The sequence below is a fragment of the Pantoea sp. CFSAN033090 genome, from assembly GCF_001264395.1.
Classification (GTDB): Bacteria; Pseudomonadota; Gammaproteobacteria; order Enterobacterales; family Enterobacteriaceae; genus Pantoea; species Pantoea agglomerans.
This window is the reverse complement of record NZ_LGYX01000031.1, coordinates 116222-129014: the sequence shown is the minus strand read 5'-3', so window position 1 is coordinate 129014 and position 12793 is coordinate 116222. Positions and strand designations below refer to the sequence as shown.

Annotated in this window: 11 protein-coding genes; 8 read left to right on the top strand and 3 right to left on the bottom strand. The window is 57.0% G+C overall.

Annotation, left to right across the window (positions count from 1 at the left end):
* The first annotated feature begins 3 nt into the window (after nt 1-3).
* The 5 genes from phoR to proY all read left to right on the top strand — a co-directional run bounded on the left by phoR (nt 4) and on the right by proY (nt 6663).
* Nucleotides 4-1317 (top strand): phosphate regulon sensor histidine kinase PhoR, encoded by a 1314-nt coding sequence (gene phoR / locus AFL22_RS21500; RefSeq protein WP_010255313.1) that lies wholly within the window; start codon nt 4-6, stop codon nt 1315-1317.
* A gap of 19 nt (nt 1318-1336) precedes the next feature.
* Nucleotides 1337-2257, top strand: a complete 921-nt coding sequence (locus AFL22_RS21495; RefSeq protein WP_052272158.1) for a PstS family phosphate ABC transporter substrate-binding protein — start codon at nt 1337-1339, stop codon at nt 2255-2257.
* 165 nt (nt 2258-2422) lie between these two features.
* On the top strand, nt 2423-3529 hold the full coding sequence (locus AFL22_RS21490) for a cobalamin-independent methionine synthase II family protein (RefSeq protein ID WP_052272142.1): 1107 nt from the start codon (nt 2423-2425) through the stop codon (nt 3527-3529).
* A gap of 391 nt (nt 3530-3920) precedes the next feature.
* Nucleotides 3921-5240 (top strand): branched-chain amino acid transporter carrier protein BrnQ, encoded by a 1320-nt coding sequence (brnQ, locus tag AFL22_RS21485; protein WP_010255323.1) that lies wholly within the window; start codon nt 3921-3923, stop codon nt 5238-5240.
* Between the two features lie 70 nt (nt 5241-5310).
* Nucleotides 5311-6663, top strand: a complete 1353-nt coding sequence (gene proY, locus AFL22_RS21480; protein ID WP_031593969.1) for a proline-specific permease ProY — start codon at nt 5311-5313, stop codon at nt 6661-6663.
* Nucleotides 6664-7177: 514 nt separating this feature from the next.
* Here the strand turns inward: proY and AFL22_RS21475 are convergent.
* The 3 genes from AFL22_RS21475 to AFL22_RS21465 form a co-directional block, all read right to left on the bottom strand.
* On the bottom strand, nt 7178-8434 hold the full coding sequence (locus tag AFL22_RS21475) for a histidine-type phosphatase (protein WP_052272141.1): 1257 nt from the start codon (nt 8432-8434) through the stop codon (nt 7178-7180).
* Nucleotides 8435-9247 (bottom strand): inositol monophosphatase, encoded by an 813-nt coding sequence (locus AFL22_RS21470; protein ID WP_022626128.1) that lies wholly within the window; start codon nt 9245-9247, stop codon nt 8435-8437.
* 206 nt (nt 9248-9453) lie between these two features.
* Nucleotides 9454-10035: an ACP phosphodiesterase gene (locus AFL22_RS21465; protein WP_022626127.1), complete on the bottom strand. Its 582-nt coding sequence runs from the start codon at nt 10033-10035 to the stop codon at nt 9454-9456.
* A gap of 103 nt (nt 10036-10138) precedes the next feature.
* Here AFL22_RS21465 and queA point away from each other — a divergent pair, with 103 nt between their 5' ends.
* From queA to yajC, 3 genes are all read left to right on the top strand, one after another.
* On the top strand, nt 10139-11209 hold the full coding sequence (gene queA / locus AFL22_RS21460; RefSeq protein ID WP_010671194.1) for a tRNA preQ1(34) S-adenosylmethionine ribosyltransferase-isomerase QueA: 1071 nt from the start codon (nt 10139-10141) through the stop codon (nt 11207-11209).
* Nucleotides 11210-11287: 78 nt separating this feature from the next.
* Entirely contained in the window at nt 11288-12436 is a 1149-nt protein-coding gene (gene tgt / locus AFL22_RS21455; RefSeq protein WP_010255351.1) for a tRNA guanosine(34) transglycosylase Tgt, read from the top strand.
* On the top strand, nt 12436-12768 hold the full coding sequence (gene yajC, locus AFL22_RS21450; RefSeq protein WP_010255353.1) for a preprotein translocase subunit YajC: 333 nt from the start codon (nt 12436-12438) through the stop codon (nt 12766-12768). Before tgt ends, yajC begins: the two co-directional genes overlap by 1 nt.
* Nucleotides 12769-12793 lie beyond the last annotated feature (25 nt).

Here is a 12793-nt window from a genome sequence, read left to right as displayed (position 1 = left end):
ACCGTGCTGGAACGCCTCTCCTGGAAGAGATTACTGACAGAACTGCTGCTGGTCTGTCTGCCCGCAGTGCTGCTGGGCCTGCTGTTCGGCGGTCTGCCCTGGTGGCTGCTGCTGAGCGTACTGACGGTCCTGTTGTGGCATTTTCACAATCTGATGCGGCTGTCGCACTGGCTGTGGCTGGACCGCACCATGACGCCACCGGCCGGGCGTGCCAGCTGGGAACCGCTGTTTTATGGTCTTTACCAGATGCAGCTCCGCAACCGGCGGCGGCGGCGTGAACTGGGCAATCTGATTAAGCGTTTCCGCAGCGGTGCCGAGTCGCTGCCGGATGCGGTGATCCTGACCACCGAAGAGGGCACCATTTTCTGGTGTAACGGCCTCGCACAACAGCACCTGGGTCTGCGCTGGCCGGAAGATAATGGTCAGAACATCCTCAATCTGCTCCGTTATCCGGAGTTCTCCCGCTATCTTCGCCAGCGCGATTTCGACAAGCCGCTGACGCTGGTGCTGAACAACAAACTTCACATGGAGTTCCGCGTCATGCCCTACAGCGAAGGGCAGTGGCTGCTGGTGGCGCGTGATGTCACGCAGATGCATCAGCTGGAAGGGGCGCGCCGCAACTTCTTTGCCAACGTCAGCCATGAATTGCGCACACCGCTCACGGTGCTGCAGGGCTATCTGGAGATGATGAACGACTCGGTGATGAGCGAGCCTTCGCGCAGCAAAGCGCTGCACACTATGTCGGAGCAGACGCGCCGCATGGACAGCCTGGTCAAACAGCTGCTGACGCTATCGCGCATTGAAGCCGCGCCCGCAATCGATCTGAAAGAGAAGGTCGATGTGCCGGTGATGCTGAAACTGCTGCAGCATGAGGCGGCAACGCTGAGTGGCGGCCGTCACGACATCCATTTCCATACCGATCCCCATCTGAAAGTGTTCGGCAACGATGAACAGCTGCGCAGCGCCATCTCCAATCTGGTTTACAACGCGGTAAACCACACACCGGATGGCACGCGAATTGATATCAGCTGGCTGCGCGGCAAACAGGGGGCCATTTTCCGGGTGTGCGATAACGGGCCGGGCATCGCCTCAGAACATATTCCGCGTCTTACCGAGCGTTTCTACCGGGTCGATAAAGCCCGTTCGCGTGCGACCGGCGGCAGCGGGCTGGGGCTGGCGATAGTGAAACATGCTCTGAGCCACCATAACGCCCGGCTCGATATCACCAGCGTGCCGCACAAGGAGACCTGTTTTACCTTTACGCTGCCAGCGAGGTTGATTGTCAGCAGCGTGATGCAGGAGAATGCCGTTCATTAATCGCTGCCGGATCTCCCTGATGCGCATCCTTCTTTTGTTGATCGTTACTCTGCTGCCGGGCCTGGCACTGGCCCAGCCCGGCGCGCTCTCCGGCAATCTCAGCAGCGTCGGATCCGATACGCTGGGCTATCTGATGACGCTGTGGGGCGAAGATTTCAGTCGCCAGGCGCCGGGCGTCAATGTCCAGGTTCAGGCCTCCGGATCTTCTACTGCGCCGACCGCGCTGGCGGCGGGTGCAGCACAACTCGGTCCGATGAGCCGCCCGATGCAGGCAGATGAACGCCAGGCCTTTGAGGCGCGCTACGGCTATCCGCCGCTGGCGGTTCCGGTGGCTATGGATGCGCTGGTGGTAGTGGTGAATCAGCGCAATCCGCTAAAGCAGATTGAACCGCGACAGCTCGATGCCATCTTCTCGATTACCCGTCTGTGTGGCGCACACAGCGTGCCGCTGCGCTGGGGCGATCTCGGCTTAACCGGCGCGCAGTGGAGCAAACGGCCGATTCAGCGCTATGGACGTAACTCCGCCTCCGGCACCTGGGGTTTCTTCAAGCAGCAGGCGCTGTGCAAAGGTGATTTTCGCAGCGACGTGGCGGAGTTTCCCGGTTCGGCCGCAGTGGTGCAGGCGGTGGCCGGTAATTCACGCAGCATCGGCTACGCCAGTTTTGGCTTTCATCTCAGCGGCGTAAAAATGCTGGCGGTGATGAATGATCAGGGGCAGGCGATTACCCCGGATGCCGATGCCATCCGCAGTGGCCGCTATCCCTGGGCGCGCCCGCTCTATCTCTATGTGAATAAAGCGCCCGGTAAACCTTTGCCGCCGCTGGTGGCCGCGTTTCTGCAGCAGGTACTTTCGGCGCAGGGACAGCGGCGGGTCAGTGAAGCGGGCTATCTGCCGCTCTCTGATAGTCAGATGATGCAGGCGCGCGCCGCGCTGCGTTAATCCCCCGAACGTGAATTTTTTTCATCATCACTGAATTTTCTTCAGTTGCAGAAGCAAGCCGCTCATGCCACTCTGTGTTCAGACATGTAGCCATCCAGATGGCTATTTATATCAGGATGCAACTATTTCCTGCCGTCATTACCGGCAGGAGAGACAGGAGTGATCATGCAAAGAGAAACCGCCCCGTTCCGTGCCGATACCGTTGGCAGCTTTCTGCGTCCCACCGCCATTAAGCAGGCGCGCGAACAGTTTGCAGCCGGAGAGATTGATGCGGCGGCCCTGCGCCAGGTTGAAGATGAGGCGATTCGCGATGTGGTGGCGAAACAGCGGGAAAATGGCCTGAAAGTGGTCACTGATGGCGAGTTTCGTCGCGGCTGGTGGCACTTCGACTTTTTCTATGGCCTGAATGGCGTAGAGCGCTATGAGGCGGAGCAGGGCATTCAGTTTAATGGCGTGCAGACCAAAGCGCATGGCGTGAAAGTGGTAAGCAAACTCGGTTTCCCGGCGGATCATCCGATGCTGGCGCATTTCCGCTTCCTGCAGAGTATTGCCGGTGATGCGGTGCCGAAGATGACCATTCCCAGCCCCAGCGTGCTGCACTTCCGTGGTGGCCGTAAGGTGATCGACGCGGAAGTTTATCCCGATCTGGCGGACTACTTCGACGATCTGGCGCAGACCTACAAAGCGGCTATTCAGGCGTTTTATGACGCGGGCTGCCGCTATCTGCAACTGGATGATACCGTCTGGGCTTACCTCTGTTCTGAAGATCAGAAGCGCGATATACGTGCGCGTGGCGACGATCCTGACCAGCTGGCACAGACTTATGCTCAGGTGTTGAATAAAGCGCTGGAAGGTAAACCTGCCGATCTGACCGTGGGTCTGCATGTCTGTCGCGGCAACTTCCGTTCAACCTGGATCTCTGAAGGCGGCTATGGGCCGGTCGCAGAAATCCTGTTCGGCAGCGTCAACGTGGATGCCTTCTTCCTGGAGTATGACAACGCCCGTTCCGGCGGCTTTGAGCCACTGCGTTACATTAAGCCAGGTCATCAGCAGGTGGTGCTGGGCCTCATCACCACGAAAGTGGGTGAACTGGAAGATCCGGCGCAGGTGAAAACCCGGCTGGAAGAAGCGGCGCAGTATGTCAGTCTGGATCAGATCTGCCTCAGTCCGCAGTGTGGTTTTGCCTCAACAGAAGAGGGCAACAGCCTGACCGAGGCGCAGCAGTGGCAGAAGATTCGCTTAGTGGTCGATATCGCAAATCAGGTCTGGTAGTACTGTAACGTTGTGCAGACAGGCGCGTAAAACGCGCCTTTTGTGTATCTTCAGGCCCGTTTATGCGGGGACTTCTCGCGCTCTGTCTATTATTTAGGCACATCATCTTGTGTGCCTGCTGCAAAAATTAACGCTATCCACTGCCTTTTGAAAAAATGGCGGCATAACCTTCTGGTTTTCCGATCCCGTATTGCCTTTCACCGCTATAAACGTTTTACTTAGCGCCGTTGTCGATCCATCCCTCTGTGAACAGAATAAAAGCAGCTTAAATCACCTGCGCTTTACCCTGCGACGAGCATAATGCGCTGACATTGTCAGCCTGGTCGCGGTTTACACGCAGCGAGGGGACAACACTAACCCAACTTCCACCGCAACATCAGTGACAGGCCGTATGACACATCGTTTAACTTCGAAGGACATTCTCGCGCTGGGCTTTATGACATTCGCCCTGTTTGTTGGCGCGGGCAACATCATTTTCCCGCCCATGGTCGGTATTCAGTCTGGCGAACACGTCTGGACTGCCGCGATTGGTTTTCTGATTACCGCAGTCGGTCTGCCCGTGATGACCGTGATCGCGCTGGCCCGCGTCGGCGGCGGCGTGGATGCACTCAGCACCCCGATTGGCAAGGTCGCTGGCATCGTGCTGGCCACCGTTTGCTATCTGGCTGTCGGGCCGCTGTTTGCCACACCGCGTACGGCCACGGTCTCGTTTGAGATGGGTATTGCCCCGCTGACCGGTGATGGCGCGCTGCCGCTGTTTATCTATAGCCTGATTTACTTCACGCTGGTGATTGGCGTATCGCTCTATCCCGGTAAGCTACTCGACACGGTAGGGCATTTCCTTGCGCCATTAAAAATTATTGCGCTGACCGTGCTGGGCGTTGCTGCCCTGGTATGGCCCGCCGGCGGCACGGTTCCGGCTACCGCTGATTATCAGCGTGCGGCCTTCTCCAGCGGTTTCGTCAATGGCTATCTGACTATGGATACGCTGGGCGCGCTGGTATTTGGTATCGTAATTGTCAACGCCGCCCGTTCGCGTGGCGTCGATAATGCCGCGCTGCTGACCCGTTATACCGTGCTGGCAGGGTTAATCGCCGGTCTGGGCCTGACGCTGGTCTACCTCTGCCTGTTTAAGCTGGGCGCGGGCAGCGGTGCGCTGGTGGATCAAAACGCTAACGGCGCAGCGATTCTGCACGCGTATGTTCAGCACACCTTTGGCAACATGGGCAGCTTCTTCCTTGCCGCGCTGATCTTCGTCGCCTGTATGGTGACCGCCGTAGGCCTGACCTGTGCCTGTGCGGAATTTTTTGCGCAATACCTGCCGTTATCGTATAAAACGCTGGTGTTTATTCTGGGTCTGTTCTCCATGGTGGTGTCGAATCTCGGCCTGAGCCACCTGATTCAGATCTCCATCCCGGTACTGACGGCAATTTATCCGCCCTGTATCGTGCTGGTGGTGCTGAGTTTCACCCTCAACTGGTGGAATAAGAGCAGCCGGATTATCGCGCCAGCCATGTTAATCAGCTTGCTGTTCGGTATTGTTGATGCGATTAAAACCACCGGGTTTAAAGATTTGCTGCCCGCTTTCAGTCAGAATCTGCCGCTGGCCGATCAGGGTCTCGCCTGGTTGCCGCCGTCGCTGGTGATGCTGCTGATTGCCGCTGTTGTTGATCGGGTGAAAGGGCCGGAACAGGTGACCGTTCACTCGTAGCAGAGAGCACTGATTTTTCTTTAACCACGGGCCTGCCCGTGGTTTTTTCATTTCACAGGTACAGGTTGTTATGCAAGAAACCAACAAGCTCAAACGCGGACTGAGCACGCGCCACATCCGCTTTATGGCGCTGGGATCGGCGATTGGCACCGGGCTGTTCTACGGTTCCGCTGACGCGATAAAAATGGCCGGACCGAGCGTGCTGCTCGCCTATATCATCGGCGGGGCAGTGGCTTACATCATCATGCGCGCACTGGGTGAGATGTCCGTTAACAATCCTCAGGCCAGCTCCTTCTCACGTTACGCGCAGGACTATCTTGGGCCGATGGCAGGCTACATCACCGGCTGGACGTACTGTTTTGAAATCCTGATTGTGGCGATTGCGGATGTCACGGCGTTCGGCATCTATATGGGCGTCTGGTTCCCTGAGGTGCCGCACTGGATTTGGGTGCTGAGCGTGGTGCTGATCATCGGTGCCGTCAATCTGATGAGCGTGAAGGTGTTTGGCGAAGTGGAGTTCTGGTTCTCCTTCTTCAAAGTTGCCACCATTATCGTGATGATTCTGGCCGGTTTCGGCATGATCATCTGGGGGCTCGGCAACGGCGGCCAGCCGACCGGCATCCACAATCTCTGGACTAACGGCGGCTTCTTTGCGCACGGCGTAGTCGGTATGCTGCTGTCGCTGCAGATGGTGATGTTTGCCTATGGCGGTATCGAAATCATCGGTATCACCGCCGGTGAAGCGAAAGATCCGGAGAAGTCGATTCCGCGCGCCATCAACTCGGTGCCGTGGCGCATTCTGGTGTTCTACGTCGGCACGCTGTTTGTGATTATGTCGATCTACCCGTGGAATCAGGTGGGCACCTCGGGCAGCCCGTTTGTGCTGACCTTCCAGCATCTGGGCATTGCGGCGGCCGCCTCTATCCTCAATTTCGTGGTGCTGACCGCGTCACTCTCGGCGATTAACAGCGATGTGTTTGGCGTGGGCCGCATGCTGCACGGGATGGCGCAGCAGGGACATGCGCCGAAGGTCTTTATGAAGGTCTCCTCGCGCGGGATTCCGTGGGTGACGGTGGTGGTGATGATGTTCGCCATGCTGATTGCGGTTTATCTCAACTACCTGATGCCGGAAAAAGTCTTCCTGGTGATCGCCTCGCTGGCGACCTTTGCAACGGTGTGGGTCTGGATCATGATTCTGCTGTCGCAGATCGCGTTCCGTCGCAAAATTGGTAAAGAGGCCGCCAGTAAGCTGCAGTTTGCGCTGCCAGGCGGCAGCTGGACTGCTGGTGTCGGCGTAGCCTTCCTCTGCTTTATTATCGGTCTGATTGGTTATTTCCCCGATACCCGCATTTCCCTCTATGTCGGTATGGTGTGGATAGTGGTGCTGCTGCTGGGCTATAAGCTGGTTCGTAAACCCCGCTAATCTCCTGTTCTGCTCTCTCATTCGTGGGGGAGCAGAACACGCTATTTCCCGCGCTTTTATATTCCTGCTCATCTGATTATTTATGTGACCCAATCCACAATATGGAATCCTGTTATCAGGAGCAAAACGCCTGCCTGCGAAATAAGTTTATGTCCCGGTTTATATCCATGAATGCGTATTTTAATTGGCAGTGAATGTGGCGGATAGTGATAACCGGGCAGAAAGCGATAAGGGAGATTCAGAGAAGTGAGCGTGCAGTCACACAGGCGCTGGCGGGCAGCAGTAGCGGGGCGTGTAAGAAATAAAAAACGGCGAAACCAGTCGCCGAAATACTCAAGAATTACAGGAAAATAGTTAATAAAGGGATGATTGACAGGTCTATCGTAAAACAAAACGAGTGGCGCTGATAGTCAGGCGATTTAAATAAGAAAAGGTCGGAATGGCGTTAATTAACAGCGGTTAACATTATTCAGGCCGCGTTGATGCTGCGGCCTGAATTTGATTAGCCACAGACTCAGGGCAATATAACCGAAACCGGCAGCACAGCGCTGTTATCCAGCTTTTTCCGCAACTGAATCAGCGTGGATTGATAAGGGCAGAGCAGGCCGACATCGGTGATTCTGCAGTCAGGCTGATGCCACTCCTGACGTAATAACGGATGTTTATCATCAATCGGTTGCAGCTGACGAATCCCATCCAGACTCTGCGCCTGGAAATAGAGCCGCAAAAAACGTTCGCCGCTGCGGGTGTCGCGCCAGCGCTCCAGCACCAGACTACTGCCCGGTGGAATGTTGCCGCGTGAATAGCCTGGCAACTGCCAGCTAAAGCCCATCAGGGTGCGCACCATCGCAATATTGGTGTCATGTGCCACCAGAATCAGCCAGCGGCCCGGCGCGCTATCGGAAGCAATCGCCTCCAGCAGGGCGTTGAGCAATATTGAGCCACGGCGCTGTGCCTGATAGAGCACGTCGTTGCTGAGATCGTAGTTTGCGGTCAGCAGCGGCAGCAGCGTGGTGATCTGCGCGGCCGAGGTGATGTGTCCCCAGGCGAGCTGGTCCAACGGCAGGTTTTCGCTGTAGCCCAGTCGCAGCGTCTCCACCATGCTTGCCATCACACTCAGCCCGTAAACGTATGTGTTGCCGTTACGGGTTTGCCGGAACGACCAGGGCGCATCAAAGAGGGGGCAGTCAGTCGCGGGTGGGCAGACGGCGGCTTTCAGCTGCTGAATGGCGGGTTGCAACTGCTGTTGCAGCCGCGCCAGATCGCCCGCTTTCTGCTGCTTAGCCGCCAGCTCCTGAGCAGGATCGCTCTGGGTGATCGTCAGCTTTTCACTCTGAAACAGGGGATCGACTTCGCCCGCTACGTGATGCACCGGCACGCCGCAGCCGGGAAAGGCCCCGTCAGTCAGCGCTGTGGCCGTGGCACGGGTGCGCTGCAGCGGACTGGCGCGCACGTAGACCTGTGCCGCATCAGGACAGCCCGCGCCCAGCAGGCCGAGCTGGCGATAGTGCTCGCCTTGCCAGCGTCCTTTATTGACCACCGCGCTGTAGCCATGACCGGTCAGCTCACCATCGGCGGTGGTCCACTGCGTCCAGGGTTGCTGGCTGGCGGCTTCAATCTCTTTGCGATTACCGGGGGTGGGCGGACGGACACCGTGACGGCTCAGTTCGACCACCTTCTCCAGCTGGTAATCCGCCGCCTGTGACGCTGGACTTAACAGCCAGAGAAAACTGAGGATCAGCGCGCAGCGGTACAGGCCGGGCAGCGTCATTTACTCCTCCAGCGCGCGATTACCGGTCAGCGCTTTGATTTTTGGATAAAGAGTCGCATTGGCCAGCAACACCGGGTTGCCGTTTTTGAGTCCTTCGTTGCGCAGATAATCATTAGTAACGCCGCCCGCTTCGCGCATCAGGACGATGCCCGGCAGACTATCCCAGGGATGCATATGCGCTTCATAGTAGCCAATCAGTCGCCCGGCGGCCGCCCAGGCGCTGGTCAGCGCGCCAGAACCGATGCGAATAAACATGCCACCCTGTTCAGTTAAGCCGCTAATCAGGCGCGAGACGCTTTCGGCAGGGGTGCGACTGGAGTTGCTGATGCCGAGCAAACCCTCGTTGAGATGCGTCGCGCCATGAACCTGGAGACGGCTCTCATTAACCCACGCACCCTGACCTGCTCGTGCGTGAAACAGCTCCTGATGATTGGGATCGCAGACCACGCCGATTACCGGTTCGCCGTCACAGACCACCGCCAGCGAGACGCACCAGTTAGGCAGGCCGTTGACGAAGCAGGCGGTGCCGTCGATGGGATCGACCACCCAGATAAAGGGTGCGCCCTGAACCTCACCGCCGCTCTCTTCGCCATAGACAGCATCGTCAGGAAAGCGCTCAGCGATTAATGTCTTAATCAATGCCTCAACGTTACGATCAGCCTCGCTGACCACGTCCTGCAAATCCCTTTTGTGTTCCACCACCAGTGTCTGACGCTGCTGATACCACGAATAAGCCCGGCTGGCCGCCGCACGGGCGATGTCGCAGGCGTAACGGTAACGCGCGTCAATTTCAGAATGCGAAGCGGATGACATCTTTTCCTCTTATGTCTTTTGGTCAAAACGAACGGAAGGCACGCCTGAACAGGCGGTCTGGCTGTGATATTTACTTAACTATTGTTAAGAAAGGCTTCATTAAGCCGCAGATAGGCAGCAATGGCAAGATGGTGCGGGGTCGGGTGAGGCGCTTTCCCGGCGGGCGAAAGCTGGCGTCCGCCAGCCCGGCAGCAGAGGATCGGGTTTTACAGGGTTCTGCTGGTCGCCAGCGCCATTAAACGCGGATAAAAAACAAAAAACAGCGCTTCCAGCTGATCATAGTGTTGCGTGAAATCGTGATAGGAGTCGCGCAGGGCTGCCAGGCGTGGACGGCGGCTGGCCATGCCGTGCAGCACCCGCTCCAGCCGCGCGGGCTGGGCATAATGCTCAAACCAGCGCTCGCGCCACATCACCGCGTTGAGTTCCTGAAACTCGATGGGGGTGTCTGCCAGTTGCGGCATGATCTCGCGCTCGGCGGCGGCAGAAAAGTGCACCAGCGTCTGGCCGGGCGTGAAGTGCTGCCAGTGCCGGGCCAGAAAATGGTCCCAGATGACGTCCAGCGTAATGGGTGCCACGCGATAGGTTTCGGCACGGAATAGCTGACGGGCGCTGCGCACTTCCGGCAGCGCATCGGTCATCACATCGAGACGACGGTGCATCAGAATGCCGTCCGCGACGGGCGCAGACCAGTGCTGGTGCGGGTTGCCACGCACAAAATCGGCCATTAAATTGCCGAGTAAGGAGCTGTCGGCCAGCTTAGCCAGATGGAGATGAGCAAGAAAGTTCATGCCGCATTATAGGCTGAACTGCCTTTGCGCAGCCAGTTGTTCAGAATTGGTCGATTTTCCGCTAAACTGTGCCGCCTGTTTTTGCCTGAGAAAGAACTCTTTCATGCGTGTCGCCGATTTTGCTTTTGAACTGCCCGAATCCCTGATTGCTCACTATCCCCAGGCGCAGCGCAGCGGCTGTCGTCTGCTGTCGCTCGATGGTCCCAGCGGGACGCTGTCGCACGGTGTGTTCACCGACGTGCTGGATAAGCTGAATCCGGGCGATCTGCTGGTGTTCAACAACACCCGTGTGATTCCGGCGCGCGTCTTTGGCCGCAAAGCCAGTGGCGGCAAAATCGAGATGCTGGTGGAGCGGATGCTCGACGACAAGCGTGTGCTGGCCCATGTGCGCGCCTCGAAAGCGCCGAAGCCGGGAGCAGAACTGCTGCTGGGCGAAGACGAGAGCGTCAAAGCGACGATGGTGGCGCGTCACGATGCGCTGTTTGAGATTGTGTTTGATGATGAGCGCGCGGTGCTCGACATCCTCAACAGCGTCGGCCATATGCCTCTGCCACCTTATATCGACCGTCCGGATGAAGAGGCGGATCGCGAGCTCTATCAGACGGTTTACAGTGCCCGGCCGGGTGCCGTTGCGGCACCGACCGCCGGTCTGCATTTTGATGAACCGCTGCTGCAGGCGCTGAAAGAGAAGGGCATTGAGATGGCGTTTGTGACGCTGCATGTCGGTGCGGGAACCTTCCAGCCAGTGCGCGTCGACACCATCGAAGAGCATCACATGCATGCTGAATATGCCGAAGTGCCGCAGGAGGTTGTTGATGCGGTGCTGGCCTGTAAAGCACGCGGCAATAAGGTGGTCGCTGTCGGCACCACCTCTGTCCGTTCGCTGGAGAGCGCCGCCAAAGCGAGCCAGGATGCCCTGATTGCGCCGTTCTTCGATGATACCCAGATTTTTATCTATCCGGGCTATGAGTATCAGGTGATCGATGCGCTGATCACCAACTTCCATCTGCCCGAATCGACTCTGATTATGCTGGTCTCGGCGTTTGCCGGTTATCAGCACACCATGGCCGCGTACCGCGCAGCCGTGGCTGAGCAATATCGTTTCTTCAGTTATGGCGACGCGATGTTTATCAGCAAAAATCCGCAGGCGCCGCTGGAAAAAGTGGGCGACTGATTTATTAACCGATAGCCGGAATCGACTGAGAGCGACTGAAGGTTATCTGCATCGGACTGTTTCTCCGATGGAGGCTTTGTGAAATTTGAACTTGATACCACAGACGGGCGCGCACGCCGTGGCCGTCTGATTTTTGATCGCGGTGTGGTGGAAACCCCTGCGTTTATGCCTGTTGGCACCTATGGCACCGTTAAAGGCATGACGCCGGAAGAAGTGCAGGAGACCGGCGCGCAGATCATTCTGGGCAATACCTTCCACCTCTGGCTGCGTCCGGGTCAGGAGATCATGAAACTGCATGGCGATCTGCATGACTTTATGCAGTGGAAAGGGCCGATCCTGACCGACTCCGGCGGCTTCCAGGTCTTCAGCCTGGGCGACATCCGTAAAATCACCGAAGCGGGCGTGCATTTCCGTAACCCGATCAACGGCGACCCGATCTTCCTCGATCCGGAAAAATCGATGGAGATTCAGTATGACCTCGGTTCTGACATCGTGATGATTTTCGATGAATGTACGCCCTATCCGGCGGACTGGGACTACGCCAAACGCTCGATGGAGATGTCGCTGCGCTGGGCGCAACGCAGTCGTGACCGTTTTGACAGCCTGGGCAATAAAAATGCGCTATTTGGCATTATTCAGGGCTCGGTTTACGAAGATTTACGAGATGTCTCGGTGAAAGGTCTGGTAGAGATTGGCTTTGATGGGTACGCTGTGGGCGGCCTGGCGGTGGGTGAGCCTAAGCAGGACATGCACCGTATTCTTGAGCACGTCTGTCCGCAGCTTCCGCAGGATAAACCGCGTTATCTGATGGGTGTCGGCAAGCCAGAAGATCTGGTTGAGGGCGTCCGTCGCGGCGTCGATATGTTTGACTGCGTGATGCCGACCCGTAATGCCCGGAATGGTCATCTGTTTGTGACTGAGGGTGTGGTGAAAATCCGCAACGCCAGATACAAAGATGACACTGCGCCACTGGATGCGGAGTGTGATTGTTACACCTGTCGCAATTATAGTCGTGCCTACTTGTATCATCTCGACCGTTGTAACGAAATACTGGGCGCGCGTCTGAACACTATCCACAATTTGCGCTATTACCAGCGCCTGATGGCAGGTTTACGCCAGGCCATCGAAGAGGGTAAATTAGAGCGCTTTGTAAACGAGTTCTACCAACGGACGGGCAAAGAAGTTCCGCCTTTAACGTCTGATAATTCATCAATGAGGGAAATTTAATGAGCTTTTTCATTTCTGACGCCGTGGCCGCAGCAGGCGCACCGTCTCAGGGAAGTCCGTATTCTCTGGTGATCATGCTGGTGGTGTTTGGTCTGATTTTCTATTTCATGATCCTGCGTCCGCAGCAGAAACGTGCGAAAGAGCACAAGAAGCTGATGGATTCTATCTCTAAGGGTGATGAAGTGCTGACCAGCGGTGGGCTTGTAGGCCGCGTAACAAAAGTCTCTGACACGGGCTACGTAGCTATCGCGCTGAATGACACCAATGAAGTCGTCATTAAACGTGATTTCGTCGCCGCCGTGCTGCCTAAAGGCACTATCAAGGCGCTGTAATTCTTTCTTCCCTAAGGGAACTGCC

What these genes read in the sequence shown, in the direction of transcription:
- AFL22_RS21495 (WP_052272158.1), top strand. Translation starts at nt 1,337, where the DNA reads ATGCGCATCCTTCTTTTGTTGATCGTTACTCTGCTGCCGGGCCTGGCA.
- proY (WP_031593969.1), top strand. Translation starts at nt 5,311, where the DNA reads ATGCAAGAAACCAACAAGCTCAAACGCGGACTGAGCACGCGCCACATC.
- AFL22_RS21470 (WP_022626128.1), bottom strand. Translation starts at nt 9,247, where the DNA reads ATGTCATCCGCTTCGCATTCTGAAATTGACGCGCGTTACCGTTACGCC.
- queA (WP_010671194.1), top strand. Translation starts at nt 10,139, where the DNA reads ATGCGTGTCGCCGATTTTGCTTTTGAACTGCCCGAATCCCTGATTGCT.
- brnQ (WP_010255323.1), top strand. Translation starts at nt 3,921, where the DNA reads ATGACACATCGTTTAACTTCGAAGGACATTCTCGCGCTGGGCTTTATG.
- yajC (WP_010255353.1), top strand. Translation starts at nt 12,436, where the DNA reads ATGAGCTTTTTCATTTCTGACGCCGTGGCCGCAGCAGGCGCACCGTCT.
- AFL22_RS21465 (WP_022626127.1), bottom strand. Translation starts at nt 10,035, where the DNA reads ATGAACTTTCTTGCTCATCTCCATCTGGCTAAGCTGGCCGACAGCTCC.
- AFL22_RS21475 (WP_052272141.1), bottom strand. Translation starts at nt 8,434, where the DNA reads ATGACGCTGCCCGGCCTGTACCGCTGCGCGCTGATCCTCAGTTTTCTC.
- AFL22_RS21490 (WP_052272142.1), top strand. Translation starts at nt 2,423, where the DNA reads ATGCAAAGAGAAACCGCCCCGTTCCGTGCCGATACCGTTGGCAGCTTT.